This is a genomic window from Erythrobacter sp. S57(2025) (assembly GCF_057365055.1).
The window spans coordinates 64,487-89,734 of the sequence record NZ_CP200299.1; the positions used below are offsets into that span (position 1 = coordinate 64,487).

Genomic DNA, 25,248 nt, shown 5'->3' on the forward strand with positions numbered 1-25,248 from the left:
TAAGGTGCTAACATTGACGGCTAGCGCCTTTGCGCAAAGCCGTTATGCTTCTCCTGGTACAAGTGGCTTTGGACCAAAGTATGCCGATTCAAACAGCAGTTGAGGCAGAGCGTGACAGATACAAGTGAATCGACTGGCAATGCGAGCACTGGATTGAAAGGTTTGCTCCACAGCATCGTTGACCGGCTAAGCTGGCAAACAGCGATCGCAATCGCCGCTGTTGGGATCGCTGCGGTATCGCTGTGGCTTCAGTTTAGCGATTCAGAAGTCGCGGAGGCCGACAGTGACCAGTCACGCGAAGAGGCGGCTCAGGCTGCAAACCAGAGAGAAGAGCTTACCGATACCAGCAAAGAAATCGCTGCATCGGTTGAACGCCCGGAAGTGCCAGAATTGCGAGCAAAAGTGCGCGGTACGGTAGCCGATGACGAGATCATAGATTTCGTCACCAACAATATGGAACGGGTGTTCAGGCTCCAATTATCGGTTCCACCGGACAAATATTATCCCGCCGAAGGCAGTGGCTTTGAAGATGTCGTATTGAGCTGCAATTCGCTTTTTGAGGAGAATTGCGAGGCCGATATGAGCGGTGCGTTGGTGTTCCGTGCAGAAGAGTGCAGGGAGTTTGGAGGGTGTATTGGCTGGTACTCCGGTGAATATCGGGTTGATGGCTATTTCACCGTCGTCGCTCACCAAATGCAGATGGGCCAGTTGAGATTTGTCATAAAGCCAGTGCCCGCAGAAACAGTTCGGCTCCGCTAGAAACTGCCAGTGATTTAGCCCGTCTGGTGCCAGTGTTGCCGAAGCTGCTGGACTTCAGAGTCCAGCGCGAACGATCAACCCACCTGCGCCCGGTGCATTAGCTTCTGATCTGCCAGTACCAGTGCCATCATGGCCTCAACAACCGGCGTGCCCCGGATCCCTACGCAAGGGTCGTGGCGGCCTTTGGTGACAACTTCGACCGCTTCGCCATCGGCGTTGATGGATTTGACCGGGGTCAGGATCGACGAGGTAGGCTTGAAGGCCACTCGGCACACGACTGGCTGGCCTGTTGAGATGCCGCCTGCCGTGCCGCCTGCATGGTTGCTCGCATATTCCGGTTTGCCATCTTTGCCGGGCCGCATTTCATCGGCGTTTTGCTCGCCAGTTAAACGCGCGGCTTCAAATCCGTCGCCAATCTCCACGCCCTTGGTCGCATTGATTGTCATCATGGCTGCGGCCAGCTCGCTATCGAGTTTTGCGTAGACAGGCGCGCCCCATCCGGCGGGGACACCCTCCGCCACGCACTCCACTACGGCACCCAAAGAAGAGCCGCCCTTACGCGCGGTTTCTACCTTTTCGGCCCAGCGGGTCGCGGCCCAGCTATCGGGGCAGAAAAACGGGTTCTTGGTGATCTCTTCATGGTTGATCGCATCGCGCTCGATCCGATCGCCGCCCAGCTCGCAGACATAGCCGGTGATGCTCACCTCAGGGATGATCAACCTGGCCACCGCGCCTGCCGCCACCCGCGCCGCTGTCTCCCGCGCGCTCGACCGGCCACCGCCGCGATAATCGCGGATGCCGTATTTGGCATCGTAAGTGTAGTCGGCATGGCCGGGGCGATAGCGTTTGGCGATCTCTGAATAGTCTTTGGAGCGCTGATCGGTGTTTTCGATCATCAGATGGATCGGCGTGCCCGTGGTCACTTGTACGCCATCATCATTGGTGAAGACGCCTGACATAATCCGCACCTGATCGGGCTCTTTGCGCTGGGTCGTAAACTTGTTCTGCCCCGGCTTTCGCGCATCCATATAGGGCTGGATGTCCTTCTCCGTGAGCGGAATGCCCGGCGGGCACCCATCCAGAACCGCGCCTAGCGCAGGCCCATGACTTTCGCCCCAAGTGGTGAAGCGCAGCATACGTCCGAAAGTGTTGAAGCTCATAAGGGCGAGCCTTAGCGAAAGTTTTGGCGGTGTCGAGATCGGCGCAACTTTCCTACAATCTTGCGCGACGATAGGTTGCGCAGTTGAGACGTTTGGTTGGCGCGAAAAAGCGCCGAATTTGGAAGGTGACAGTTAGCGGTAGTGGAATCTCTAGAAAGAACATTGAAAACAGTGCTTTGCGGGGAATTCGGCTTTTTTCAAAGCATACCCTTGCGTGTAACACGGTCAGCCTCTTCGGGAGCAATGACGATAACCGCTTCCACCCTCTGGCAATGCGTGAAGCCTTGGGGCAAGAACAAACCATGATTGCAAAGCTCTCAGGACGTTTGGACGAAACCGGCGAGGATTGGGCCATCGTCGATGTGCAAGGCGTCGGCTATCTGGTCCATTGCTCGGCCCGCACGCTGGCGGCGCTCGGCGAAGTGGGTGAGGGCTGCACGGTCCACACTGACCTCCAAGTCAGCGAGAACGACATGCGCCTCCTCGGCTTTGCCGAAAGCGCCGAACGCGACTGGTTCCGCTTGCTGACACAAGTGCAAGGGGTGGGCAGTAAGGTCGGCCTTGCGATCCTCTCAGCGCTATCCACGGGCGAACTGCGCGATGCCTGTGCAGCTGGCGATGCGGCAAGCGTGGCGCGCGCCAATGGTGTGGGGCCAAAGCTGGCGGGACGCATAGTGAACGAGCTTAAGGATAAGGCCGGCGCGTTACCTGGCGGCGGCATAGCGGGCGCGGCGGTCGGCGCGATCAGCGCGGCGGGCGGAGCCAACGCAGACGCGGTAAGCGCACTTGAGAACTTAGGCTTCAAACCAGCGGTCGCCGCACAAGCAGTAGCCCGCGCCCAAGCCGAACTGGGAGAGGACGCCGCAGAAGGCGACCTGATCCGAGTGGCATTGAAGAAGGCAGCATCATGAGAACAGCAATTGCGATCACTTTGGCAGCCTTGCTTGCTGTTCCCGCCGCGGCTCAAGACCTCTCAGCCTTCAAGACCGGCCCTGTGTTCGAGGACTTCGGCCCTCACGCTCCCGTTGAAGGTGCAAACGCGCTGCCTAGCCTGTCACGCTTTGCCATTGCGTTCGACGTGGCGAAGCCAGCTGAGGATGGCGCCAATGGGACAAGGGGGCGCAATCGCGGGTTTGAGAGCGCGGCGCGCTTCATCAACATGCATGTCGCAGCAGGCGTGCCCGAGGATCGGATTGAGCTGGTCGTCGTGGTACATGGCCGCGCGGTTCGCGACCTCGTGCCTGGCGATGAGAACGGCTCAGAAGCCATGGTGCGCGCGATGCTAGACCACGGCGTGCGCTTCATCGTCTGCGGCCAAAGCGCAGCCGCCCACGGCGTGAGCGCCGATGAGCTGATCGAAGGCGTTGAGATGGAGCTGTCTGCCATGACCGCCCACGCTCTGCTCCAGCAAGATGGCTTCACGGTGAACCCGTTTTGAGCGACCTCGATCCCCCAATCCATTCTGGTGAACAGCAGTTTGACGACCCAGATACAGCGCTTCGACCCAAGCGGCTGGCTGAGTTCATCGGTCAGGAGGCCGCGCGCGACAACCTCAAGGTCTTCATCGAAAGCGCCAAGTCGCGCGGTGAGGCGATGGACCACACGCTGTTCCACGGACCGCCGGGTCTTGGCAAGACGACGCTTGCGCAGATCGTCGCCAACGAGCTGGGTGTGGGGTTCCGTGCCACGTCCGGTCCTGTCATCGCTAAGGCGGGTGACCTAGCGGCGCTGCTCACCAATCTAGAGCCGCATGACGTGCTGTTCATTGATGAGATCCACCGGCTGAACCCAGTGGTCGAGGAGGTGCTGTACCCCGCAATGGAGGACCGCGCGCTCGACATCATCATAGGGGAAGGGCCGAGCGCGAGGAGCGTACGGATCGACCTGCCGCCATTCACGTTGGTGGGTGCAACGACGCGGCAGGGGCTGCTGACGACGCCTTTGCGCGACAGGTTTGGTATCCCTGTGCGTTTGCAGTTCTACAGCCATGATGAGCTGGATCTGGTGGTCACTCGCGCGGCGGGGCTATTGGGGCTGGAGATCGATGCAGATGGCGCGCGCGAGATCGCTCGGAGAAGCCGGGGGACACCGCGCGTAGCGGGCCGTTTGCTGCGGCGTGTGCGTGACTTTGCGCATGTTGCTGATCAACCCAAGGTGACGCGCGCTTTGGCCGATGATGCGCTCACCCGGCTAGAGATTGACCGGCTCGGTCTGGATGCCATGGACCGTCGTTATCTCACCATGATTGCAGCCACTTACAAGGGTGGTCCGGTGGGAGTTGCGGCGCTGTCGGCGGGTCTGTCCGAGCAGCGCGATACGGTCGAGGAAGTGATTGAACCCTACCTAATCCAACTAGGCCTGTTGGCGCGAACCGAACGCGGGCGAATGCTGAATGATGCCGGGTGGGAGCACTTGGAGATGGCCAAACCGACTCAGGCTGACTCCGCGATCCAGCGGGGCCTATTTGAAGGCTCTGGCGAAGGAAAAGGCTGAGCAATTAACTAACTAGGCCTTCCGTTTCGGTGTCAAACTGGGACAACGCCTCTGAAATACCGGCCATTTTTGGCAGATCAGCGTGTTAGCTGGCTGGATTCATGGTTAACTCCATTGCCGTGAACACTTCATCACTTCCACAAGCACTATTGGAATTGGTGAAGATGCGGGCGGGCCGTGTCGAACCAGTCAGACAAACAAGGTTCGAAACACATGTCGATCAAAATGGTATCAGCCAAACTCGCGGCCACCGCGGCAGGCATCGCCCTATTACAGGGTGGGGCTGTGCGCGTGGCGGAACCGATGAACACGGATGAGCCGCGCTTCACGACCGATGCGGATGGCAAGCTGCAGGAAACGACTGCTCCTTTGCCGGTGCCGGTTGCTCAGCCGCGTTACGTCAAGACTGATCGCACACGTGAATTGCCGCCGCTGCCGGTTCCGGAAGAACGGCGCCGTCGTATTGTAGAACGTACGATCGAATGCCAGCCGATCCCTGGCCCATATAATGCAGGTGCCCCTGGCACTGTCGCTGCATCCGCACCACTGCCCGCCGGTGCGACGCGCGCGTATATTGACGCCAATGAGTGCCCGCCGATCGCTCAAGTTGCTTACGCTCCCGCTCCACTTCCCCCACTTCCGCCGATCCGCGGTGGTGGTGGCGGTGCCGGACCAGTAGTCGTTGGCGGAGGTCTCGGCGGCTTCGGCGGAGGATTTGGCGGCGGCTTCTTTGGCGGATTCTTCGGTGGAGGCGGCTCGTCTTCGGGTGATGTTCAAGTCACCACAACGACCACCACTTCGGGCGGTTCGTCCGGCGATGTCAGCTCAAGCTCCGGCGGATCTTCGACCTCTGGCGACGTAAGCTCGGGTGGTTCTGGTGGCTCTTCGGGCGATGTCAGCAGCACTTCGGGTGGTACAACTGGCGGATCGAACGGCGGTAATAGCACGACGACAACCACAACGACTACAACTGGCGCGATCTCCAGCACGACATCGGGCAACGTATCAAGTTCGACTTCTGGCAACGTTTCGAGTTCAACCTCGGGCAACGTTTCCAGCACCACATCGGGTAACGTCTCAAGCAGCACCACATCTGGTAATGTTTCGAGCACATCGACCACATCCGGAAATGTGTCGAGCACTTCGACGTCGGGTAACGTGTCGAGCACATCGACAACTTCGGGCAATGTGTCGAGCACGAGCACTTCAACCGGCGCTATTTCAAGCACTTCGGGCAATGTTTCGAGCACCTCCACAGGCGGCGGTTCGTCTAGTTCGTCCTCCTCATCGTCTTCGTCCAGCTCATCTTCGAGTTCGTCAAGCGGCGGTAGCTCAGGTGGCAACACCAGTGGCGGTTCAGGCGGCAGCTCATCATCGTCTGGCTCCAGCTCTTCGTCGTCTTCATCAAGCTCAGGAGGAAGCACTTCTGGCGGCATGACGTCTGGCGGTTCCAATGGTGGATCGTCCAGTTCTTCGTCTAGCTCCAGCTCGTCTTCGAGCAGCTCATCAAGCGGCGGTGCAAGCTCGGGTGGTAATACGTCTGGCGGTCACCCAGGCACTACGACGAGCGGTGGTGGCAGCGGATCTTCGTCGTCATCGAGCAGCTCATCGTCATCAAGCTCCAGCTCAAGCTCAGGCGGTAACACCAGCTCTGGCGGTGCGACCAGCGGCGGCAGCACCGGTAATATCAGTAGCTCAACCAGCTCCTCATCATCTTCGTCCAGCTCATCTTCGAGCTCGTCGTCAGGCGGCACCAGCACTGGCGGTAGCACCAGCTTTGGTGGATCGTCATCATCGAGCGGTTCGTCTTCAAGCTCTAGCTCATCCAGCTCTGGCGGCAGCACCTCGGGCGGCAATACCAGCTTTGGTGGCAGCACATCATCGTCCAGCTCATCGTCTTCTTCTTCCTCGAGCTCAAGTTCGTCAGGCGGCAGCAATGGTGGCGGGTCAAACGGTGGCAGCAGCTCTAGTTCGTCATCGGGTTCCAGCTCATCGAGCTCATCGGGCGGGACCTCTGGCGGTAGCACTTCCAGCTTTGGCGGAAGCAGCAGCTCTAGCTCGTCATCGTCTTCATCGAGCTCATCCAGCTCATCAGGCGGTACGTCGAGCTTTGGCGGTACGACTTCTTCGTCCAGCAGCTCCTCGTCATCGTCTTCGAGCTCAAGCTCTTCTTCGAGCACATCTGGGGGCACCGAAGTTCCTGCACCGCCAATGATGATCCTGTTCGGCGCCGCCGCTGCAGCGATCCTCGGTCGCAAGAAGTTTTCGGAAAAGCTAGGCGGCGCCGGCGCGCAAGCCTAAGTTAAGCCTGCGAGGACATCGCAGGGCGCATCAAAAAGGGCGGCTTTCCAGATCGGAGAGCCGCCTTTTTGCTATTTCAGTTCCTCGAAGACAATTCCGAGACTGACGCCTGCGTCAGCTGGTTGGTTCCCATCCATGGGACATCGCTCACCGGCATAGCGCCTTCGAGTTCCCAGACATTGGTGTAGCCATAACCATAGAGGTTGATGAAGGTCGGGATATTGAGCGCAAGTTGCACTAATTTGAGCCTGACTGGGAAGGCGTCATCAGTGAAATTGTTGTTGCAATAGATCAGAATTGGACGCTGCGTGTCGTCTCCAATCACGGCTTGCAATTTGTCGGCAGTAAAGTCGGAAAAAGGCAAGTTTATCGCACCTTCCAAGTGACCAGCAGCAAATGCTTCGGCTGATCTGGTGTCGAGCAAGAGCACGCCTTCCTCATCCGCCTTGGCCAGAAATTGCTCGCGGGTCAGGAGCCGCTCGGCGCGTATGGGTGCCACTTCAGCCGAAAGTTCAACGAACCGTGCAAAATCAATTTGCGGGTCGTCAGCGTTCTCTTGCGCAGACAAAGGCGCGCTTATCATTAATGCTGATAGTGTCGCCGCGGCGAGTAATGATCTCATCATATCCTCCAGAGAAGATACGTGTTCGATTCGCGCTGACTGGTTTGTGAACGAGCTGGCTAAGCCTTAGGGAGCAACAACTTCTCGACCGGCCTCTTGCCAGGCGATGATACCGCCTTCGAGATGCATGGCTGACTGGCCCACATAGCCTGCGAGTTTTTCACCAATGATGCGCGAACGGCGTCCTGAGCGACAGTAAAGAATGATCGGGCGATCATCGCCAGCGACCACTGCAGCAGGGTCAAATTCTTCCATCGCGATGTGTTCGGCGCCCGGTATCATGCCACTCGCAATTTCATCTGAGCGACGGATGTCGATCAAGCGAACATTTTCGTATTCGCGCGCAAGTTCCACCTCTCCAACACTGAGGTCGAACACGCTCGCTGACGCGACTGCTGGGGCGTCTTGCGCCACGGCAAGCTCAAAACCGATTGGTGGAACCCCTCCCTCATCTTCCTTCCCATCGCTTGGCGCGCAGGATGCAAGCATCAATGCGCTAAACAATGAGAGGAAGAGGGGAAGCTGTTTCATGCGTGGCTCTTACGCTGCCAGTTTGCGCAGCACGTAATGAAGAATGCCGCCATTGCGGTAATATTCCATCTCATTCGCGGTATCGATGCGACATAGCGCATTGAAGGTAAACGTCGTGCCATCAGCGCGGGTGACTTCGATCTCAACATCTTGACCTGGGGTCAGGTCCGCTAGGCCCTTAATGCTGAATGTGTCGTCTGAGCCAAGGTTCAACGTCTCACGAGTATCGCCGTCTTTGAACTGCAACGGCAGAACGCCCATGCCTACGAGGTTCGAACGGTGAATACGCTCAAAGCTTTCAACAATCACGGCGCGCACACCGAGCAGGATGGTGCCTTTGGCCGCCCAATCGCGTGAGGAGCCTGTGCCGTATTCCTTGCCACCGACAACAATCAGCGGAGTGCCGTCTGCTTTGTGCTTCATTGCCGCATCGTAAATTGGCATTTGCTCGCCATTATACGTGGTTTCGCCGCCTTCGACGCCGGGAACCATTTCGTTCTTGATGCGGATGTTGGCGAAGGTGCCGCGCATCATCACATCGTGATTGCCGCGACGTGATCCGTAGGAGTTAAAGTCCTTTTTCGCGACCTGATTGGCGTTGAGATAGGAACCAGCAGGGCTATCTTCTTTGATGGCGCCGGCAGGTGAGATGTGGTCCGTAGTTACGCTGTCGCCGAGGATTGCGAGCGGCTTTGCGCCTTCGATATCGGTGACAGGCGCAGGTTCCATGCCCATGCCTTCAAAGTAAGGCGGGTTGGCAACATAGGTGCTGCCAGCGCGCCACTTATACGTATCTGAAGGCTCGACGGTGATCGCCTGCCAGTGTTCATCGCCATCATAGACATTGGCGTAGCGGGTTTCGAACATGGAGCGGTCAATATTTGCCGCACGGTGCTCTGCGATTTCGGCGTTAGTCGGCCACAGATCGGCGAGCATCACGTCATTACCGTCTTTGTCCTGGCCAAGCGGTGTGGTGGTGATGTCTTCGGTAACTGTGCCTTTGAGCGCGTAAGCGACCACCAGCGGAGGTGAAGCAAGGAAGTTTGCGCGCACGTCTTGGCTGACGCGACCTTCAAAGTTGCGATTGCCGGAAAGGACGGACGCAGCGACGATGTCGTTGTTGTTGATCGCCTTGCTTATTGGAGGCGCCAGCGGGCCTGAGTTACCAATACAGGTAGTGCAACCATACCCGACAAGGTCAAAGCCGATAGCGTCGAGGTCGTCTTGTAGACCAGATTTGACCAGATAGTCGGTTACAACCTGGCTGCCCGGTGCAAGCGACGTCTTCACCCACGGCTTGGGCAGCATGCCTCGCTCATTTGCCTTCTTGGCGACGAGGCCAGCCGCGATAAGCACGTCTGGGTTGGATGTGTTGGTGCAGCTGGTAATCGCTGCAATCACAACATCGCCATCACCGATATCGTGGTCTTTGCCTTCGACCCCGGTGCGGACGGGAGCATCTTTCTTGTAAACTGTCTTAAGGTCGCCGTTGAACAGCTCGTCCACTTCAGGAAGAATTACGCGGTCCTGCGGGCGCTTGGGTCCGGCAAGGCTTGGCACGACGGATGCAACGTCGAGTTCAAGCGTGTTGGTAAAGATTGGCTCATGCGCCGGATCAAACCACATGCCTTGTTCCTTGGCATAGGCTTCAACCAAAGCAAGGTTCTCTTCGGAGCGACCGGTGAGGCGCATGTATTCGATGGTTTTGTCATCGATACCAAAGAAGCCGCAGGTCGCGCCATACTCAGGTGCCATATTGGCGATGGTCGCACGGTCAGCGAGGGTCAGGTTAGCGACGCCTTCGCCATAGAATTCTACAAAGCGGCCCACAACGCCCACTTCGCGCAACATTTGTACGCAGGTCAGCACAAGGTCGGTTGCAGTTACGCCTTCGGCCATGCGGCCGGTCAGCTTAAAGCCAACCACTTCTGGGATGAGCATGGAAATTGGCTGGCCGAGCATGGCTGCTTCGGCTTCGATCCCGCCAACACCCCAGCCGAGGACGCCAAGGCCGTTGATCATGGTTGTGTGCGAGTCGGTGCCGACGCAAGTGTCGGGATAGGCGACCATTTCGCCGTTTTCGTCTTCGCTTGACCAGATGCCTTGCGCAATGTGCTCAAGGTTTACCTGGTGGCAAATGCCCGTGCCCGGAGGCACCGCCGAGAAGTTTTCGAAGCTTTTTGATCCCCATTTGAGGAAGTCATAGCGTTCTGCATTGCGCTCATATTCGAGCGCCATGTTCTGTTCCATCGCCTTAGGGTGACCGAATTCATCGACCATAACCGAGTGGTCGATCACAAGATTGACAGGAACCTGCGGATTGATCTTGGCTGTGTCGCCGCCCAGTTCTTTGATCGCATCGCGCATGGCTGCCAGGTCAACGACGCAAGGCACACCGGTGAAATCTTGCAGAAGCACACGGGCAGGGCGGTATTGGATCTCGTTGCCTGTCGCCGGATTCTTCTGCCAATCGACAATTGCCTGAATGTGCTCACGGCCAACGGTGAAGCCTTCATCTTCAAAGCGCAGGAGGTTTTCCAGCAACACCTTCATTGAATTTGGCAGTTTCGAGATATCGCCCAGCTGTTCAGCTGCTTTGGAAAGCGAATAATATGCGTAGCTCTTGCCATCCACATTGAGGGTAGAGCGAGTGGCGAGCGTGTCCTTGCCGATAGCTGTCATCGGGGTTCCTATCCTTGTTATGCTGACCTCAATCGCGAGTACGCAAATGAGGGGATCCGGGTGATCCATGTCCGGTGGAATGTTGTGTAGCGGCAAGTGCTAGACTGCGCGGGATTGGTCAAGGGCGCAAAGCTATTTGCGAGTCGATTGCGACTTACAGGATGGACCATTTTGTAAGCTTCTTCATCGTTACAAGTGTTTACTTCACTCTAGTCATAGCCCCGTGCAGAGCATTCAACACTTGAGGATTTAAAGATAAGGTGGGGGCCGTGAAAGAGATCAAATATCTTTCATCAATCCAAGCAAGTATGACTGCTGGCATCATTGGCGCAGTCATGGTCGTGCTTGTCTGTTTTGGCGCAGCCTTCGCCTTTTCTGAGCCTGTCGGCACAAATGCCGATGCGCAACTGCACTCAGTCTCTGCCAAGACTGAGGTCAAATAGTCACTTCGGGTTGCAAACCGGAACAGAGCTGCCCCTTTGTTTCGGGCTAGAAGTGCAAAATTAAGACCGGGGTAGTGGGTCCAGTCCCTACTACCTCGGTCTATCGGCTCTCATTCATACCGCTCTATTCTCACGTGCTGCGATCCAACAGCCAGTGATTATCAACGCGGTCCCGGCAAGCGTCGTTAAGGTCACCTCTTCTCGAAAAAATGCCCACCCAAACAGGCTTGCCCAAAGAAATCCGGAATATTCCATCGGAACCAATGCCTGCGCCTCTGCCCGGGCATAGGCCCAGGCAATCGCCATTGCCCCGGCCACAGTCAGGACACTGGCCGCAGCAATAGGCATCAACGCTTCCACCTGTGGGACCGAGCCCAGAAATGGGGCGAATAGCAACAAAACCGCACCTCCCACACCACTGTGAAAAGTCGCGATCTCAAGGGGTCCTGCCCTTTGGCTCTGCTTGCGTATGACTATGAAGTTGTAGGCATAGAGCAAGGCAGAAAAGCCGAGCGCGGCGAGTCCGAGAGCAATCCCTTCATCAAACTCACCTTGCCCAATTCTGCCACCGACAATCACGAGTGTGCCGATAAAGCCTAAGATGCTTGCCCCTATGGCTTTCTTTTGAATGACTTCGCCAAGCAGCACTCTTGCCAGATAAAGCGCGATTAGGGGCGCAACGAAGCTGATCGCAATTGCCTCCGCCAAGGGGAGTTTGGTCAGTGCAAAAAAGAAGCTGAGCGCCATGAATGCAGAGATAATCCCGCGCTCCATATGCAGTTTTAACACTTCGCGGGTCGGCCAACCGTTAGAGCGCCATAGCCAAAATGGCGCGATGATAGCTGCACCTATCATGCTGCGCAGAACCGTGGCGGTGTATGCCCCTGTTGCGAGCGCCGCCTCTTTCATGAACGCGTCCATCAATGAGAGCAGACCGACACCCAGCGCAGCAGCCGCGATGGGTAACAGTCGTTTGTTTTCGGGAAGGGGCGCGGCAATCATTGTGCCTGAGGCTTTAAGGGCATCTTGACTTCGCGTCACGCATCACAGGCGATCAATTGGGGGCAGATTCATCAAAGCGAAAGCGTACCTGCTTGATAGCAGAGCACAAACAGGGATATATTCGATTTTTAGAGGCACGAAAGCGCGTCCTTTCATGGTCGCGCTGCCTTAGGGAAGAGTAAAATGCGCAATTGGGTCAGCACATTAGCAACAGGAATTGCCTCAGCAGCCTTGCTGACGGCCAACGCTTGGGCGCAGGATACCGCCGAAACGGCTCAAGCAGAGCCTGACGCGAGCTTTGATGAGGCTTTTCCGCAGATGGTGTCAGAGCCATTGGTGCAAGGTGATCTCGCCCCTCCTGGGCCATTGGTGCAAGAATGGTCGACCGATGATGCTGCCAAGCTGATTGGTGTGATCGAAGGGATCGGCGCTGAAGGCCTTGATCCGGCGGATTACAACCTGGCAGACCTGCGATCGCTTGCGCTTGCTGGCCCAGCTGATGAGCTAAACGAGCTGGCATCAAAGAATTTCGTCTGGCTCGTCGAAGATTTGCGCGATGGCAGAGCGCCTGCGGACGCGCGTGTCCAATGGTTCGTGGTCGACCCAGATCGCGATGTGAACCGGACCGGCGACTTGCTGACTGAAGCGTTGGCTACAGGAGCGATTGAGGCGACACTAATGGGCCTCAACCCAGCGCATCCAGATTATGCTCGATTGCGTGAAGAATTGGCGAACACGCCTGAAAGCGAAGCGTCCAAGCGCAAGCTGATCAGGGCCAATATGGATCGTTGGCGGTGGTTACCTCAGGATCTGGGGAAGCAATATCTCATCACCAACGTGCCAGAATATCAGCTGCGTTTGACGGTCAACAATCGCATCATCAGCACCTATCGCACTATTGTGGGTAAGCCCGGTCGCACGGCAACGCCGCAACTCGCCGAGACTGTGTCCGGGGTGGTTTTCAACCCGACTTGGACCGTGCCGCAATCGATTGTGCGCGGTGAAGGGCTGGGTGAGCGCGTCTTGGGCAATCCCGCATGGGCACGCCGCAACGGCTATACCGCGACGCGCGGCAGCAATGGTTGGATCACTGTTGTTCAGCAACCAGGGCCGGGAAATTCGCTTGGGCGGATGAAGCTGGAAATGCCCAATCCGCACGCGATCTTCTTCCATGACACGCCTTCGCGGCATTTGTTCAACCGTGATGGTCGCGCGCTTTCACATGGCTGTATCCGGACAGAACGCGCGTTAGAGCTCGCAATTACGATGGCAATTCTGGGCCGCGGTGCGTCGCGCGACGAGGCCGTCGCGATTGCCAATTCAGGCCGCTATACCAAAGTGCCAATCGAGCGTGAGATGGCCGCCTATATCACCTATTTCACGATGGCGACGGACATCGATGGTGAGATGCGTTCGTTTGAAGACATCTACGGTCGTGACGCACCCGTGATCGCCAGTCTCGACCAGCCACGTGTGCAAAACCGCTCGGGCGAGAGTGATGATGAAGTCATTGTGATTGAGAACAACCCGCTGGCAGGCGAATAAGCGTGGGCTTTAAAACAGGCCCGGATTGTAACGCTGCGCGGCCGTGGGGTTGCTGGTTTGAAGGGGCTGCAATTGATCAGCTCGGCTGAGCATTTGGCCATCGTCTTGCAAACCTAAGCTGTCTGCAAATAGCAGCCTACCGCCTGACAAATTTAGCAGAGCATAGCGGAAATCGTCTTGGCCAAAGGCAAAACAGCCATTCGAACGGCCAAGCCTGCCCCAGCGATCAATATGCGACGGCTCAGCATAGGCAGCGCGATGCATCACAATGTACCGGCGAAGAGCGGCATCATTGGTGTGATCCAGCCCTCCGAGCCTTACCGACGTGCCATAGCGGCCTTGGTACCACTCCCACGTGACATAGGCCCCGCGCGATGTCGCGTTGGACCCTTCGACGTTTGAGTAATCATTGAGCCACCCATCATGCTCAGGATCGGATCCTGTGCCGTGAGTTACATGTGAGGTCGTAACCTCTTCGAGGTCAAGGTTGACGAAATAGAAGCGACGCAGAGCCGAGTGCACACCGTAGTCTGCGATGCCGACAATGTCCTTGCGCCAGATCGCATCGCCTGCACGGTCCAATTCGCGTTTCGCTATGTCAAAAAGAACGCGGTCGCGCGCGGAGCCTTGCCGAGGCTGAGCGGCAAGCTTGGCAGGCAAAGTCGGCACAGCTAGAGCAGCTCCAGCGATCAGCGTGCTTTTGATCAGGTCGCGGCGTTTCATAATTGTCATACTATCTAACGCAGAATGACGTTCCCGTGAATCCCTTATTCACGTGACCGTTCCTATCGCCGCAGGTCTGCTGTTTCATGAATTGCCTTGGCTGCCATGCCTAGTTTGATCACGCCGGGCATATTGGCTTGAATCTTTGGACCAACTTGACCCAGCGCTGCCAGACGCGGGTCCCCTGACGCTATCATTTTCGCGACGGCAGGCCCTGTCGGGTGCAACCGGCTGCGCGCATTGAATGCGTTGGTCTTCTCATTGCCTGACAGGATTGCCGTGCTCATCAGGTTCGCCATCACCGCATAAGGGTACGTATCGGTCGAATCGGTTAGCGGAGCTGGTGGTAGGAGATTGTTGCGCTCCTGATCGGTTTCAAAATTCACTTCTACAAAGGCAGCGAGCGCTGCGCTGTATGGCACAAACGGTGTTTGAGCGAGCTGAAGTGTGATCGTATCACCATCGAAAAATGGCTTTGGATTGGCGCGCACGTCGAAGGGTACGGCAGTCGCGGTGCAGTCGATGAACAAAGTTCCGTCGGGCACCGCCACTCGCTCATCATCCAAAGTCATGGTGCCGGGTTCAAGCAATGTAACACGCCGGTCGCGGTGCACTTTGGTGATCTGGCGCAGCAGCGCAATTTCGCCTTCGGAAATCACCGCAAAGTGGAACATTTTCGGTGTTACTTCGGGGTCGATCCTCAGCATCGTGCCGCGTTCATCAAGCTTGGCGAACATTTCATCGCCTGTTTCAGAGCCATTGGCGCATTCGACAAGGTCCACTTGGAACTGGATCAATTCCTCGATGTGATGCTGCGCCGGCTGGAGGAGTTTGCGATTGAACATCCAACTGTCACGCGGGCGCACCCAATCAATTTTGTCGGGTGCAACGCCGGCCTCCAGCAACCAAACCGCAGTGTCCATCGCGGTCTTACCACCGCCAAGCACCACGTAATGCTGAGGCAAGTTCTCTGTATCGAGCCACAATTGCGGCAAATCACCCGGAACGGCTTTTCTTGTGCCTTCTGCAATGTCAAACGCTGGTTTGTGAGTAGATGGGACGGAGGTTTGGAACCATGTCGCGTCCACGAGCTTACGCCGAACTTCAAAGCTGTGTTCGTCGCCCGATAGGATGCTGCGAGCAGTGTGGTGTCCGTCGGAGCCGCCGCGATATTCGGTTAGAGGGAAGTAGGCGACGCGCCCACTTGGGATAAGCCGTTCAGTCATCAACTTGCTGTAGTAGGAAAGGATCTCCGCATGTTTGGCGAGTGGATACATACCCTTATTATGCCCGCTCGTATCGACGCGGTCAGGGCACATTTCCATTGAGTTTACGCCATAGGTCGCGCTTGGCTGATGGAGGGCAACAAAGGAGTATGCATCGTTCCAGTGACCACCGGGCCGCGCATGTTTGTCGACCAGCGTGATATGGCAATCCGGGTCTTCATCCAGCAATGTATCCGCAAAGGCGAGCCCAACGGCGCCAGCGCCAATGATTAGATAATCGGTTTCGTGAGCGGGCATGGATGGCTATCCTTGAGATTGGTATCGTTCATATTGGCTAGAGCAAATGCTTTGGCGGAGGAAGAGTTATGATAATCAGAATGCGCGCATTGCTCGCCGTTTTGGCGGCAGGGATGCTGCATGCGACCGCAGCCAGTCAAACGGCTGACCAAAGAGTAGTCGAGGCCGCTTCGCCGAATTTGCCTGATCTGCGCGAGCTCTCGATTGTACGCAACAATATGGCCGGCGCGCCTTCAACAATCACTGTGGAAGCGGCGGAGGTCCCTGCCGAGCCAACCCGTATTCTTGATAATGCCGCCGCTGAAAGACTGTTCGGAAATTCTGGCGTGACGCTGCAATGGATCGGGTGGGAAGACCGTGGTCAAGCTTGGGTCGCAATCGACGATCAAGGCCAATGGTTGCTGACCGGAGGACAAGTCGGGGACGAGGGCTCGCGCATGGAATTGGAAGGTTTTGTGACGGAGATTGGGGCCGATTACTTTACCTTTGAGGGTACCGTAAAAATCCTTGGAGCACCGGATGAGACGCGCCTTTGCAATACCACTAAAGTGTGGCGCTTTGCCGTGACGCAGAACCGCAAATATTGGCGCTTGCGTGAATTTGAATGGTGTGACGGCCTTACCGACTACATCGACATCTATTTCTAGCTGTCGCCTAGCACCATTTGGTCTCGTGAAATTTCAACCGTCCCGATCCGTGAAAGGTAGGATTGGCCAAGCAATGAGACATCCAGCCCGCTGGGAACAATAATGGCGCTGACATTGCGCCTAGCCATGCCGCCGATCGCGACTTCGTTCAGAGTGGTCCGAACACCATAAACGGTGCCGCTGGCTCCGCGCGCCACAGGCTGAACATCGGAACGGTCCCACTTCAAGCCAATGGCCCTTGCGTCTTGGCCAGTAAGGGCAATTACGCTGGCACCTGTATCAACCATCATGTTCACTTCTCGGCCATCGACACGGGCGGAGGCGTAGAAGTGACCATCCCTTTGGCGCGGCAAGGTGTGCCCGCTGATACGATCCCAAACAGTGCCCATGGGAGTTGCGGGTGTGCTTTGCTGATTGTCAGGCGACTTTGCGACAAAGACATCGCTATGATCGTCCTCACTGCTAGGCTTAAGACTTGCAAGGGCGATAGCACTTACAATCACAACGCCAGCAATCGGGATAATTCGGTCGAGCATGGCCGTAAATCTACCGCCAAGCGTCTTAAAACGAGTTAAAGATCATATGCGGTTGCAAAGACCGCGTTCTCGTCCGCCATTGCTAGCATAGACCTGGCATGGCGTGCCGCGACTTCGCGTTGGTCATCACCGTAGCCCCCGCCTAAGGCTGATGCGACGGGAAGCCCACGTTTTCGCGCCTGATTGATGACCAAGCGATCGCGGCTTTCAAGGCCATTATCGGTTAGAGCTAGTCTTCCAAGCTTGTCATCATTGTGCGGATCGACGCCGGCTTGGTAGAACACGAAATCCGGGGCAAAGCTGTCGAGCAATGGTGGCAGATGGGTATCCAATGCCTCCATATAGCCATCGTCATCTAGGCCGTCCGGTAGGGGGACATCGAGGTTTGAGCGCGCTTTTCGAACGGGGAAGTTCTTCTCTGCATGAAGGGAAAGAGTGACGATATCCTCGCGCGTGGCCGTGAGGCTGGCTGTCCCGTCTCCTTGATGCACGTCAAGGTCCACGATCAGAATGCGAGTTGCATCCCCTTGCTCGATCAAGCGATTAGAGGCGACTGCCAAGTCGTTGAACACGCAATATCCCGCACCCGTATTGGCAAGCGCATGGTGGCTTCCTGCCGCCGAGTTTGCCGCATAGCCGTGCTCCATTGCAAGCTTTGCCGCGAGCCAAGTGCCGCCATTTGTGTGCCGCACGCGGTCGCGTATGCGTGTCGTGACCGGGAAGCCGATGCGGCGTTCCTTCTCGCGTGGCACGCTGGCGGTGAAGACCTCCTCGACATAGACGGGATCGTGCACCGCTTCGAGCCATTCTCGCGGGCAAGGCTCTGGCGCATGCTCAGTCATCGCAGCGCCTGATGCGCGCAGTTGCTCCATCACGAGGTAGTACTTGTCGAACTTGAAGGTGCCGCGTTCTGGACGCGGGGCCATGTAGTCAGCGTGGTGAACGACGTGGAGCATTCAGTCCCAAATCTCACTAGCATTGATGGTGTCTGCTTCCATGGTGGCTTGAAAACGCGCGACACACCAATGGAAGTTTCTTTGTGCCTGATGATCGTAAGGTGGAGGTGGATACTTCTCAGCCTTAAGCATCAGGTGGGCGAATAGCTCTGCGCTTAGCAGACCGGTTTTAGGTAGGAAATCGTATATGTGCGTGTCGCCGGATCCGCAGTTGCCGTAGATGACGCAGGCATCGTGGACGAGTTGCTCAAACCGCCGCTTAGTGTTCATAAAGCCTTGCTAGCCAGCATCGCCAGCTCATCGTAGATCGCCTCTTCTTCGCGGCTGGCCGCATCGCGCCATGTGGTTGCGGTGTCGGCGTTGAGCAGCTCGCCCTCCGCCGTGAGCACCAGCAGATTGGGCGTGCCGGGCAGCTCATCCACTCCAAAGCGCTTGGCGATGCCTAGGTTGTGCCCGTCGCCCTCTGATTGCGGGGTTCCGACATTGACGAAGACCAGTTCGTACTCCTCAGCGATCAGCGCCTTGAAGCGGTCCGTTGCGAGCCAGCCTGCGAGTGCACGGCTATCGTGGCACCAGTTCGCACCCATCACCAGCAGCACGCGTTTGTCACGCTCAGCAGCGCTCGCGAGGGCTGCATCAACATCGCCCATCGCGTTGTCGCTCACAGCGTAAGAGCGCGCTTCGGGGTAGTCGTGGCCTCCGCCACCGCTAACGCTCTTAGCAATCGCCACACCGCCAACCAGCAACAGCGCAGCGAGCAGACCTCCAACGATAGGCTTGATCATTCGGCGGCCTCTACTGCGTGGGGGTCGAACGCCACCTCTTCACCAGCCTCGATCTTCTCCGCTTTCTCCTCGACCAGACGCACGATGTGATCGAGCATGTCTTCGTCTTCAATCGTGTGCGCTTTCACGCCTGAGAGGTAGACCATGTGCTTGCCAGATCCGCCGCCCGTTAGGCCGATGTCAGTCTCACGCGCTTCGCCAGGGCCATTGACCACGCAGCCGAGCACGGAGAGGCTCATGGGTGTCTTGATGTGTTCAAGTCGCTTCTCCAGCGTTTCAACCGTGCGGATCACGTCGAAGCCTTGGCGTGAGCAGCTGGGGCATGAGACGACGCGAACGCCGCGTGTGCGCAGGCCGAGCGCTTTGAGCATCTCGTACCCGACCTTCACCTCTTCCTCCGGCTCGGCTGAGAGCGAGACGCGGATCGTGTCGCCAATGCCTGCCCATAGCAGCGAGCCCATGCCGATAGAGCTCTTCACAGTGCCCCCGATCAGCCCGCCAGCCTCAGTGATGCCAAGGTGCAGAGGGCAATCCACTGCGTCGGCTAGCCCGTGATAGGCCGCTACAGCCAGGAACACATCGGAGGCTTTCACCGCCACCTTGAAGTCGTGGAAGTCGTGGTCTTGGAGCAGCTTGATATGGTCGAGCGCGCTTTCGATCAGCGCTTCTGGGCACGGCTCACCGTACTTCTCCAATAGGTCACGTTCGAGCGAGCCTGCATTCACGCCGATACGGATGGCGCAGCCATTGGCTTTTGCCGCGCGCACCACCTCTGCCACGCGGTCATCACCGCCGATATTGCCGGGGTTGATGCGCAGGCATGCGGCGCCCGCATCTGCGGCTTCGAGAGCGCGTTTGTAGTGGAAGTGGATGTCAGCGACGATCGGAATGCGCGCGGCCTTGGTGATCTTGCCGAACGCAGCGGTCGCTTCCTCTGTCGGGCAGGAGACACGGATGATGTCGCAGCCGACCTCTTCACACCGGCGGATCTGGTCGATGGTCGCAACCGCATCCTCTGTCGGCGTGTTCGTCATGGTCTGAACCGTGATCGGCGCGCCGCCGCCCACGGGTACATCACCGACCATGATCTGGCGGCATTCGCGCCGTTCTACATCACGCCAAGGCCTAACTGAGCTCATCGAATGGACCGTTTCCTACAGAGACATGGACCGCATGTTACACGGTCCTAGAGTAAAAAAGTAATGGGGCACATGAAGTCACCCTCATGCGCCCCATATGGCGGTTTCGCTGCGATTTTGCGACCTTTATTCATGCGATAAGGTCTAGCACGCCAATTACTCGGTAGGAAAATTTTACCAGCGGTTCACCAACGGATTAGCGGCGGCACTATCAAGCGTCCTGCAACAGCGCCGATGGCAACCGGTGCAACATGCCACAATCCGACGTGCGAGAACGTATCAAGCGGGCAAGTGATGCCATAGGCCAGCGTGCCCAGCGAACCTGCTGAGAGACCAGCGAGCCATGCAGAACGCTCGATTGAGACAGGCGCACCGCGGCGCAGCCACATAACTGCTGCGATCAGCACCAGCGCAGCAGCGGACAGCGACGCGGTGGTGCACAAAAGGGCAACCGGATCATTGAAACCTTCATGCGCGTGATTGCCCTGACCAGAAAGCAGGCTGATGATTGCGCCTACTGGCAAGATGCCGAGCATAATCGCTCCCCACAAAGGGGCATCAACGCGGGAGCCAACACGCGGCATCGCGCCTGTTACCAGGCCCACGGTGCTCGCCGTGCCAAGCACCAGCAGCAATCCATGCGTGATCAGGAAATAGCCAGAGGCTTCCCCTGTCAGCAGGCCATCCCACCAATCATAATAGGCAATCGAGACAACGCCTGCGATCAGGGTTGCGAACGCGATTAACAAACCGCCTTCGAGAGGTTTGACCCTTTTGACAGGTGTCAGATCATCGGTCAGCGCCGCGATCAAACTGTCTCTGTTTTCAAACTTTTCCATTTTAATCTGCTTTCTCAACCAAGGTGGCCAGTTTTTTCAGGCCGCGATGGATATTCACTTTCACCAGGCTTTCGCTTTGCCCGGTCTTCTCTGCTGCTTCGCGGATCGATAATCCGCTGATTTTGACCATCTCAATCACTTCAGACTGCTTTTCAGGCAGCTGTTTGAACAGACGATCAAGGCTGACACGGGCCAGGACAACTTCCTCTTCGCTGTCCTCTACCGCATCATCTTCCATCAATTCCTTGCCATCATGCTTGTAGACTTTGCGCAAGTGATCGACCCAGCGATACCGCGCAATGGCCGCAAGCCATGGCAGAAATGGCCGTGCGGGATCCCAGGTTGCGCGCTTTGTGTAAAACGCGATGAGAACCTCTTGAACCAGATCATCGATCTGATGCGGAGGCACTCGCCTGCGGAAATACCGCTCTAGCCAAACGCCTACCTCTGACAGCAACACATTGGCGGCGGCTTTATCGCCATCCTGTGTTGCTGCCATAAGGCGGGCAAAGGTAGGTTCGTCGGCAACCATCGTTTGGTTACTTATGCTGCCTTTGCGCCTGTGATGCGACCAAGGATCGCATCAAGGCTGATGACACCGGGACCACGGCTGATGATGATACCAGCCAGAGCGAGGACAGTGATATCCCAGCCAAAGAAATGATCCCATGTCGGGAATACGAAAATCTGAATGACCAGCGCCATCACAGCAAGAGCTGCTGCTGACAAGCGGCTGAACAGGCCTGCGATCAAAAGGATCGGGAACAGGAATTCAGCATAAACCGTCAGCGGAACGGCAAGGTCAGGTGAGAGCGGAAGGCCCGCAAATTCGTTTTCAAAGATGAAGTACTGAACTTCGCTGATTTGCAGCAAAGTGCCTTCTTCGACTTTAGTTTCATATGAGCGCCAGAAAATCAGGCCCAGCGCGATGCGCGTGATCAGCAGAACGATGCTTTCGATGGCTGTGCCCGAAAGCACGCCGGTCAATCGTTCCCAAAGGTTCATAATTCCACTCATATTATCCTCCATGTGTCCGCAGCAGATGGTCCAATTTTGCCTGAAGGACCGCCGGCTGCTGTGTTCTTAATTCGGATCGGAGCCACCTGCTCCTGCTTTGCTTATCTTCATGTTCGCAGGCGAAGAGCAGGTGGTTACGATCAAATTCAAATTAACGACGGATCGGGGTAAGCGAGCCGCGGCCCTTAGGTGTTTCGATGCTGGTGCAAGTGCCTTTGTCGACATACGTCCAGGCATTGCCCTGATAATCGCGGGTTGATGTGCCAGCGCAGCTGGTGCCGGGGCCTGCAGCGCAATCATTCTTGCCGGCGAGTGAGACGCCGTAGCATTTTTCTTTCGCGCCCTGAGCTGCAACAGGAGTGGTGGCAAGGCCAGCACCAATTGCTGCGGTAAGAGCGAGACCGGCGAGACCGGCGATTGACTTGGCTTTCATGACTATTCTCCAAAAATCTCTTTTAGTCGGGGTGCCCAGCGTGATCGCCGGAACTGACCTGTCTTTCGCTGGCCACACAGCCACGGTTACAATTTTTGAGAAAATTTTGGCGGCAGCCTCTCCCTCCACCGGGCTGCACGACTGAATAATAGAGCAAGTGTAACGCTCCCATCGCCGCGCACGAACCACTCATTACATGCGCGATCATGAGGAGGCTAACGCACCCGTGCGCGCAAGACAATCAATGTGAACCTCTTTTGCGGTTTGCGAGACGGCGATGTGCCAATGGGTGAGGTGTTCAGCATCATGCTCAAGGTGCATCGTCCGGTAGCCCGGTTCTTTGCATGATGGGCTCATGCGTTCCTGCGATCCTGACCCCTTGTGGGGCGGATGGGTGCATCATGTTCCGGGCTACCGATCGCAAAGCGCGATTTTCTTGCTAAGGTGGCAGACATGCAGGCAGAACGTCCCCCGATTGCGCCCTTTGGTGGCTTTGGCCTTGGTCTAAGGCGCACGCATTATGACGACTTTCTCAGCACTGATGTGCCGGTCGATTTCGTTGAGGTGATCAGCGAAAATTACATGATCGAAGGTGGGCGTCAGCTGCGCATTCTAGAGCAAGTGCGCGAAAAACTGCCGGTGATCATTCACGGCGTTTCCATGTCAATCGGCTCAGCGGATGGTCTGGACCCTGGCTATCTGACCAAGCTTAAGCACTTAGAGCAGCGGATCGACCCGCTCTGGGTGTCCGATCATCTGTGCTGGACCCGCAACAGCGCGCATAACTCACACGACCTTTTGCCCATGCCCTTGACTGAGGAGGGCTTGCAAGCCGTGTGCGACAATATCGACCATGCGCAAAATGTACTTGGCCGCGCGATGCTGTTTGAGAACCCCTCAAGCTATCTGACATTTCCGGAAGACACTCTCACCGAATGGGAATTTCTGACCGAGATGACACGGCGCACCGGCTGCTATCTCCTGCTCGATGTGAACAATATCTATGTCAGCGCCGCCAATCACGGCTTTAGCGCGATGGACTATCTGCGCGGACTTCCGCTGGATCGCGTCCGGCAAATTCACCTTGCCGGCCACGATCCTGCAACGCCAGAGCGCGACATCATCATCGACACGCATGATCGCGCAGTGAGCGATGGCGTGTGGGGCCTTTATGTGAAGGCGATGGCGATGCTCCCGCAGCCAGTTGCCACCATGATTGAACGCGATGATCACATCCCGCCGCTGCCTGAGCTGCTCACGGAACTCGACCGAGCGCGCGGCATTGCGAGCGAGGCGCTGGTTCCGGCATGAGCATGTCTTTGAAACAGCGTCAGGATGCGTTTTTGACCGCAATTCTTGATGATGCCGCGCCTTTGCCAGAAGGCTGGGGCAATTCTCAGGCCGCAGGAATGGCGGTCTATCGCGGCAATTATCGTTCGGCGGTCATGGGCGCATTGGCGGAAACCTATGAACGCACGGCTCTGTATCTGGGCAAAGCGAATTTTCGTCAGGCGTGTATCAATCACGCGATTAAACACCCACCCACTGGCTGGACTATAGATGATGCGGGCGCGGGCTTTGATGCGACCTGCGCGCAGCATTTTGCCAAAAACCCTGAAGTTGCTGAACTCGCTTGGCTGGAATGGACCATGCTCGGGCTTGCCACCGCGCCTGACACTCAAGTGATGAATGCTGAGGCGTTCTCGGCTGCGGTGGCCGAGTTTGGCGATGAGGAATGGGGTGGATTACGACTTGAACTGCAACCGAGATCGGCGGCCCGGCTGGTTGATGGCAATCTTGTCGGGCTGTGGACCGCACTCGACCAAGGTGCTGAAGAGCGACCCGGCGCGCTCCTTTCCGAACCCCAGACCTGCCTTGTCTGGCGCGAAGGGGAGCGGCCCACTTTCATCATGGTCGAGCCTGACCACGCCGCCGCTTTTGACGTGATGCGTGATGGCGGGACCTACACTGACATGATTGGCGCCCTGCTTGGCGACAATCCAAACGCCACCGACCAAGACGTGCAAGACGCTGCCATGCGCGCAGGCGCAATCTTGGGTAAATGGCTGCAAGAAGGGCTGGTGGTGGCGATCAACCCGTGACCGCCCAAACTTGACTTGCCCGCCTGCTCGTCCACTCTGCGCAGCTTGATGGGAGAGACGACAATGCTGACCGACACCTCGATCGAATTGCGCAGCGCCAAACCGAGCCTGATGATGCGCGCGGTCAAATGGGTGATGTCAAAACGAACGCCGGTTTTCCCGCATACGGCTGATGGCTTCAAAGAGTATATGGCGAATAGAGCATTGCCGCGCGATGCCGCCATCCCGAACCAGACAAAACACAAATACAATCTGGTTCACTGGACCGCCGCTGGTCATCCGGTTGTCACCATCCACCCAAAATCGGGGCCGGGTGATTGGCATATGCTCTATTTCCACGGCGGTGGCTTCGTGCTGCCGATGTTTAAAGAGCATTGGCCGCTGGCAGCTGCGATGGTCGATACATGCGGGGTGAGCATTACCCTGCCGTTGTACCCCGTCGTCCCTGAAAACTCATGGGAAGTTCAAGATGCGGTGGCTGACGAGGCTTTTGCCAAGATCGCCGAAAGCCATGATCCAGCGAAGATTGTCCTGAATGGCGATAGCGCTGGCGGGCATATGGCGCTTTCGCTGGCTTTGCGTTTGGCCAAGGCAGGCGGTCCGCAACCGGGCAAGCTTGCGCTGTTTGCGCCGTGGCTTGATGTGACGATGGCAGACCCAGCCATGGCCGCTGTTGAACCGCATGACATCATGCTCAAAATCGGCACTTTGCGCAGCTGCGGGGAGATGTTTGCAGGCGAGCGCGATCCCGGCAGCCCGGAATGCAGCCCGCTTTACACTTCAAAAGACGAACTAGCCCTGCTGCCGCCGACCCGGATTTGGACCGGGCGGCACGACCTGTTTATTATTGATTCTCGCACTTTCACGGGCAAGTTGCGCGACGCAGGCGTGGACGCGAAACTCTATGAATACGAAGCGGCTCCGCATGTGTTTATGGCGGTGGTGCCCACCCGCGAATCCAAAGATACGCTCCGCTTGCTCGGCGATTTTCTGAACGAGTGAGGGCAGCG

Annotated in this window: 29 protein-coding genes; 10 read left to right on the plus strand and 19 right to left on the minus strand. The window is 57.1% G+C overall.

Going from position 1 to position 25,248, the window contains the following annotated elements; all coding sequences use genetic code 11:
* The first annotated feature begins 111 nt into the window (after positions 1–111).
* Positions 112–759 carry a hypothetical protein gene (locus AC0V6N_RS00340; RefSeq protein ID WP_486169606.1) on the plus strand — a complete coding sequence of 216 codons (648 nt, stop codon included), beginning with the start codon at positions 112–114 and terminating at the stop codon, positions 757–759.
* A gap of 74 nt (positions 760–833) precedes the next feature.
* On the opposite strand, the gene aroC is transcribed toward AC0V6N_RS00340, so the two are convergent.
* Positions 834–1,919, minus strand: coding sequence for a chorismate synthase (aroC, locus tag AC0V6N_RS00345; protein WP_486169607.1), 1,086 nt, complete (start codon positions 1,917–1,919; stop codon positions 834–836).
* Positions 1,920–2,221: 302 nt separating this feature from the next.
* On the opposite strand from aroC, the gene ruvA reads away from it, so the two are divergent.
* From ruvA to ruvB, 3 genes are read left to right on the plus strand one after another with little or no spacing between them, the layout of a single operon-like run.
* Positions 2,222–2,830 carry a Holliday junction branch migration protein RuvA gene (gene ruvA, locus AC0V6N_RS00350; protein WP_486169608.1) on the plus strand — a complete coding sequence of 203 codons (609 nt, stop codon included), beginning with the start codon at positions 2,222–2,224 and terminating at the stop codon, positions 2,828–2,830.
* Positions 2,827–3,357 carry a DsrE family protein gene (locus AC0V6N_RS00355; RefSeq protein WP_486169609.1) on the plus strand — a complete coding sequence of 177 codons (531 nt, stop codon included), beginning with the start codon at positions 2,827–2,829 and terminating at the stop codon, positions 3,355–3,357. The genes ruvA and AC0V6N_RS00355 overlap by 4 nt, the downstream gene beginning before the upstream one ends.
* A complete protein-coding gene (gene ruvB, locus AC0V6N_RS00360) occupies positions 3,354–4,412 on the plus strand; it encodes a Holliday junction branch migration DNA helicase RuvB (RefSeq protein WP_486169610.1) in 1,059 nt (352 codons plus the stop codon). The genes AC0V6N_RS00355 and ruvB overlap by 4 nt, the downstream gene beginning before the upstream one ends.
* Before the next feature lie 270 nt (positions 4,413–4,682).
* Here ruvB and AC0V6N_RS00365 read toward each other — a convergent pair whose 3' ends face one another.
* The 6 genes from AC0V6N_RS00365 to acnA all read right to left on the minus strand — a co-directional run bounded on the left by AC0V6N_RS00365 (position 4,683) and on the right by acnA (position 10,548).
* The gene (locus AC0V6N_RS00365; protein ID WP_486169611.1) at positions 4,683–5,189 is read right to left on the minus strand and encodes a hypothetical protein; all 507 of its coding nucleotides are present in this window, start codon (positions 5,187–5,189) and stop codon (positions 4,683–4,685) included.
* Positions 5,186–5,866 (minus strand): hypothetical protein, encoded by a 681-nt coding sequence (locus tag AC0V6N_RS00370; protein WP_486169612.1) that lies wholly within the window; start codon positions 5,864–5,866, stop codon positions 5,186–5,188. Before AC0V6N_RS00370 ends, AC0V6N_RS00365 begins: the two co-directional genes overlap by 4 nt.
* 93 nt (positions 5,867–5,959) lie before the next feature.
* Complete coding sequence (locus tag AC0V6N_RS00375) at positions 5,960–6,670, minus strand: hypothetical protein (protein ID WP_486169613.1); 711 nt, start codon at positions 6,668–6,670, stop codon at positions 5,960–5,962.
* 119 nt (positions 6,671–6,789) lie between these two features.
* Positions 6,790–7,281, minus strand: coding sequence for a rhodanese-like domain-containing protein (locus tag AC0V6N_RS00380; protein WP_486169614.1), 492 nt, complete (start codon positions 7,279–7,281; stop codon positions 6,790–6,792).
* Between the two features lie 120 nt (positions 7,282–7,401).
* Positions 7,402–7,866, minus strand: a complete 465-nt coding sequence (locus AC0V6N_RS00385; RefSeq protein WP_486169615.1) for a rhodanese-like domain-containing protein — start codon at positions 7,864–7,866, stop codon at positions 7,402–7,404.
* Positions 7,867–7,875: 9 nt separating this feature from the next.
* Positions 7,876–10,548 (minus strand): aconitate hydratase AcnA, encoded by a 2,673-nt coding sequence (acnA, locus tag AC0V6N_RS00390; RefSeq protein ID WP_486169616.1) that lies wholly within the window; start codon positions 10,546–10,548, stop codon positions 7,876–7,878.
* A gap of 269 nt (positions 10,549–10,817) precedes the next feature.
* On the opposite strand from acnA, the gene AC0V6N_RS00395 reads away from it, so the two are divergent.
* Positions 10,818–10,991, plus strand: coding sequence for a hypothetical protein (locus AC0V6N_RS00395; RefSeq protein ID WP_486169617.1), 174 nt, complete (start codon positions 10,818–10,820; stop codon positions 10,989–10,991).
* A gap of 114 nt (positions 10,992–11,105) precedes the next feature.
* Here the strand turns inward: AC0V6N_RS00395 and AC0V6N_RS00400 are convergent, their stop codons facing one another.
* Entirely contained in the window at positions 11,106–11,993 is an 888-nt protein-coding gene (locus AC0V6N_RS00400; RefSeq protein ID WP_486169618.1) for a DMT family transporter, read from the minus strand.
* Positions 11,994–12,176: 183 nt separating this feature from the next.
* Between AC0V6N_RS00400 and AC0V6N_RS00405 the strand changes: the two genes are divergently transcribed.
* Positions 12,177–13,538, plus strand: coding sequence for a L,D-transpeptidase family protein (locus AC0V6N_RS00405; protein WP_486169619.1), 1,362 nt, complete (start codon positions 12,177–12,179; stop codon positions 13,536–13,538).
* Between the two features lie 9 nt (positions 13,539–13,547).
* Here AC0V6N_RS00405 and AC0V6N_RS00410 read toward each other — a convergent pair whose 3' ends face one another.
* Positions 13,548–14,261 (minus strand): murein L,D-transpeptidase catalytic domain-containing protein, encoded by a 714-nt coding sequence (locus tag AC0V6N_RS00410; protein WP_486169620.1) that lies wholly within the window; start codon positions 14,259–14,261, stop codon positions 13,548–13,550.
* A 62-nt stretch (positions 14,262–14,323) separates the two neighbouring features.
* Positions 14,324–15,784 carry an NAD(P)-binding protein gene (locus tag AC0V6N_RS00415; RefSeq protein WP_486169621.1) on the minus strand — a complete coding sequence of 487 codons (1,461 nt, stop codon included), beginning with the start codon at positions 15,782–15,784 and terminating at the stop codon, positions 14,324–14,326.
* A 68-nt stretch (positions 15,785–15,852) separates the two neighbouring features.
* On the opposite strand from AC0V6N_RS00415, the gene AC0V6N_RS00420 reads away from it, so the two are divergent.
* Positions 15,853–16,431, plus strand: coding sequence for a hypothetical protein (locus AC0V6N_RS00420; protein WP_486169622.1), 579 nt, complete (start codon positions 15,853–15,855; stop codon positions 16,429–16,431).
* Here the strand turns inward: AC0V6N_RS00420 and AC0V6N_RS00425 are convergent.
* The 9 genes from AC0V6N_RS00425 to AC0V6N_RS00465 form a co-directional block, all read right to left on the minus strand.
* Positions 16,428–16,967, minus strand: a complete 540-nt coding sequence (locus AC0V6N_RS00425; protein WP_486169623.1) for a retropepsin-like aspartic protease family protein — start codon at positions 16,965–16,967, stop codon at positions 16,428–16,430. The two genes, AC0V6N_RS00420 and AC0V6N_RS00425, sit on opposite strands and share 4 nt — an antisense overlap.
* A 35-nt stretch (positions 16,968–17,002) precedes the next feature.
* Positions 17,003–17,923 (minus strand): histone deacetylase family protein, encoded by a 921-nt coding sequence (locus tag AC0V6N_RS00430; protein ID WP_486169624.1) that lies wholly within the window; start codon positions 17,921–17,923, stop codon positions 17,003–17,005.
* Positions 17,924–18,193: a hypothetical protein gene (locus tag AC0V6N_RS00435; protein ID WP_486169625.1), complete on the minus strand. Its 270-nt coding sequence runs from the start codon at positions 18,191–18,193 to the stop codon at positions 17,924–17,926.
* Entirely contained in the window at positions 18,190–18,708 is a 519-nt protein-coding gene (locus tag AC0V6N_RS00440) for a thioredoxin family protein (RefSeq protein ID WP_486169626.1), read from the minus strand. Before AC0V6N_RS00440 ends, AC0V6N_RS00435 begins: the two co-directional genes overlap by 4 nt.
* Complete coding sequence (gene ispG, locus AC0V6N_RS00445) at positions 18,705–19,847, minus strand: flavodoxin-dependent (E)-4-hydroxy-3-methylbut-2-enyl-diphosphate synthase (protein ID WP_486169627.1); 1,143 nt, start codon at positions 19,845–19,847, stop codon at positions 18,705–18,707. Before ispG ends, AC0V6N_RS00440 begins: the two co-directional genes overlap by 4 nt.
* Before the next feature lie 185 nt (positions 19,848–20,032).
* Positions 20,033–20,686: an NrsF family protein gene (locus tag AC0V6N_RS00450; protein WP_486169628.1), complete on the minus strand. Its 654-nt coding sequence runs from the start codon at positions 20,684–20,686 to the stop codon at positions 20,033–20,035.
* A 1-nt stretch (position 20,687) separates the two neighbouring features.
* A complete protein-coding gene (locus AC0V6N_RS00455; protein WP_486169629.1) occupies positions 20,688–21,218 on the minus strand; it encodes a sigma-70 family RNA polymerase sigma factor in 531 nt (176 codons plus the stop codon).
* An 11-nt stretch (positions 21,219–21,229) separates the two neighbouring features.
* Positions 21,230–21,703, minus strand: coding sequence for a DoxX family protein (locus AC0V6N_RS00460; protein WP_486169630.1), 474 nt, complete (start codon positions 21,701–21,703; stop codon positions 21,230–21,232).
* Between the two features lie 151 nt (positions 21,704–21,854).
* Positions 21,855–22,136: a BufA1 family periplasmic bufferin-type metallophore gene (locus AC0V6N_RS00465; RefSeq protein WP_486169631.1), complete on the minus strand. Its 282-nt coding sequence runs from the start codon at positions 22,134–22,136 to the stop codon at positions 21,855–21,857.
* A 453-nt stretch (positions 22,137–22,589) separates the two neighbouring features.
* Between AC0V6N_RS00465 and bufB the strand changes: the two genes are divergently transcribed.
* From bufB to AC0V6N_RS00480, 3 genes are all read left to right on the plus strand, one after another.
* Positions 22,590–23,447, plus strand: a complete 858-nt coding sequence (gene bufB / locus AC0V6N_RS00470) for an MNIO family bufferin maturase (RefSeq protein ID WP_486169632.1) — start codon at positions 22,590–22,592, stop codon at positions 23,445–23,447.
* A complete protein-coding gene (locus tag AC0V6N_RS00475; RefSeq protein WP_486169633.1) occupies positions 23,444–24,238 on the plus strand; it encodes an HvfC/BufC family peptide modification chaperone in 795 nt (264 codons plus the stop codon). The genes bufB and AC0V6N_RS00475 overlap by 4 nt, the downstream gene beginning before the upstream one ends.
* Positions 24,239–24,301: 63 nt before the next feature.
* A complete protein-coding gene (locus AC0V6N_RS00480; protein ID WP_486169634.1) occupies positions 24,302–25,240 on the plus strand; it encodes an alpha/beta hydrolase fold domain-containing protein in 939 nt (312 codons plus the stop codon).
* Positions 25,241–25,248 lie beyond the last annotated feature (8 nt).

What these genes read in the sequence shown, in the direction of transcription:
- AC0V6N_RS00420 (WP_486169622.1), top strand. Translation starts at nt 15,853, where the DNA reads ATGATAATCAGAATGCGCGCATTGCTCGCCGTTTTGGCGGCAGGGATG.
- acnA (WP_486169616.1), bottom strand. Translation starts at nt 10,548, where the DNA reads ATGACAGCTATCGGCAAGGACACGCTCGCCACTCGCTCTACCCTCAAT.
- AC0V6N_RS00405 (WP_486169619.1), top strand. Translation starts at nt 12,177, where the DNA reads ATGCGCAATTGGGTCAGCACATTAGCAACAGGAATTGCCTCAGCAGCC.
- ruvA (WP_486169608.1), top strand. Translation starts at nt 2,222, where the DNA reads ATGATTGCAAAGCTCTCAGGACGTTTGGACGAAACCGGCGAGGATTGG.
- AC0V6N_RS00430 (WP_486169624.1), bottom strand. Translation starts at nt 17,923, where the DNA reads ATGCTCCACGTCGTTCACCACGCTGACTACATGGCCCCGCGTCCAGAA.
- bufB (WP_486169632.1), top strand. Translation starts at nt 22,590, where the DNA reads ATGCAGGCAGAACGTCCCCCGATTGCGCCCTTTGGTGGCTTTGGCCTT.
- AC0V6N_RS00355 (WP_486169609.1), top strand. Translation starts at nt 2,827, where the DNA reads ATGAGAACAGCAATTGCGATCACTTTGGCAGCCTTGCTTGCTGTTCCC.
- ispG (WP_486169627.1), bottom strand. Translation starts at nt 19,847, where the DNA reads ATGAGCTCAGTTAGGCCTTGGCGTGATGTAGAACGGCGCGAATGCCGC.
- AC0V6N_RS00465 (WP_486169631.1), bottom strand. Translation starts at nt 22,136, where the DNA reads ATGAAAGCCAAGTCAATCGCCGGTCTCGCCGGTCTCGCTCTTACCGCA.
- aroC (WP_486169607.1), bottom strand. Translation starts at nt 1,919, where the DNA reads ATGAGCTTCAACACTTTCGGACGTATGCTGCGCTTCACCACTTGGGGC.
- AC0V6N_RS00400 (WP_486169618.1), bottom strand. Translation starts at nt 11,993, where the DNA reads ATGATTGCCGCGCCCCTTCCCGAAAACAAACGACTGTTACCCATCGCG.
- AC0V6N_RS00455 (WP_486169629.1), bottom strand. Translation starts at nt 21,218, where the DNA reads ATGGTTGCCGACGAACCTACCTTTGCCCGCCTTATGGCAGCAACACAG.
- AC0V6N_RS00385 (WP_486169615.1), bottom strand. Translation starts at nt 7,866, where the DNA reads ATGAAACAGCTTCCCCTCTTCCTCTCATTGTTTAGCGCATTGATGCTT.
- AC0V6N_RS00410 (WP_486169620.1), bottom strand. Translation starts at nt 14,261, where the DNA reads ATGAAACGCCGCGACCTGATCAAAAGCACGCTGATCGCTGGAGCTGCT.
- AC0V6N_RS00425 (WP_486169623.1), bottom strand. Translation starts at nt 16,967, where the DNA reads ATGCTCGACCGAATTATCCCGATTGCTGGCGTTGTGATTGTAAGTGCT.
- AC0V6N_RS00460 (WP_486169630.1), bottom strand. Translation starts at nt 21,703, where the DNA reads ATGAGTGGAATTATGAACCTTTGGGAACGATTGACCGGCGTGCTTTCG.
- AC0V6N_RS00475 (WP_486169633.1), top strand. Translation starts at nt 23,444, where the DNA reads ATGAGCATGTCTTTGAAACAGCGTCAGGATGCGTTTTTGACCGCAATT.
- AC0V6N_RS00480 (WP_486169634.1), top strand. Translation starts at nt 24,302, where the DNA reads ATGCTGACCGACACCTCGATCGAATTGCGCAGCGCCAAACCGAGCCTG.
- AC0V6N_RS00440 (WP_486169626.1), bottom strand. Translation starts at nt 18,708, where the DNA reads ATGATCAAGCCTATCGTTGGAGGTCTGCTCGCTGCGCTGTTGCTGGTT.
- AC0V6N_RS00415 (WP_486169621.1), bottom strand. Translation starts at nt 15,784, where the DNA reads ATGCCCGCTCACGAAACCGATTATCTAATCATTGGCGCTGGCGCCGTT.
- AC0V6N_RS00450 (WP_486169628.1), bottom strand. Translation starts at nt 20,686, where the DNA reads ATGGAAAAGTTTGAAAACAGAGACAGTTTGATCGCGGCGCTGACCGAT.
- AC0V6N_RS00435 (WP_486169625.1), bottom strand. Translation starts at nt 18,193, where the DNA reads ATGAACACTAAGCGGCGGTTTGAGCAACTCGTCCACGATGCCTGCGTC.